This window comes from Photobacterium rosenbergii, from assembly GCF_033022775.1.
Classification (GTDB): domain Bacteria; phylum Pseudomonadota; class Gammaproteobacteria; order Enterobacterales; family Vibrionaceae; genus Photobacterium; species Photobacterium rosenbergii_A.
The window spans coordinates 1-312 of sequence record NZ_JAWJZI010000058.1 but is presented as its reverse complement, the minus strand read 5'-3'; the positions used below and the strand labels follow the sequence as shown (position 1 = coordinate 312).

Sequence of the window (312 nt, the reverse complement as noted above, 5' to 3'; positions counted from 1 at the left end):
GCGGAGCGGACGGGACTCGAACCCGCGACCCCCGGCGTGACAGGCCGGTATTCTAACCAACTGAACTACCGCTCCACACTATTCTGTGTGCATAAACCAAGTCTTACATTAACTGCTTGATTTAGAAATTTGTCGCTGTGTGATGAGGATTTTGAAGCGAGAAGCGCAGTGTGCTTTAGCACATGAGCATCGCAGCTATCAAAAGCATCAAACTACAGTAGACAAATTGCAATTCAAGCCTGGCGATGTCCTACTCTCACATGGGGAGGCCCCACACTACCATCGGCGCTACTGCGTTTCACTACTGAGTTC

Annotated in this window: 1 tRNA gene; it reads right to left on the bottom strand. The window is 50.3% G+C overall.

From position 1 onward, the window contains the following. Position 1: 1 nt before the first annotated feature. Positions 2–75, bottom strand: a tRNA-Asp gene (locus R2X38_RS26690). Between the last annotated feature and the right edge of the window lie 237 nt (positions 76–312).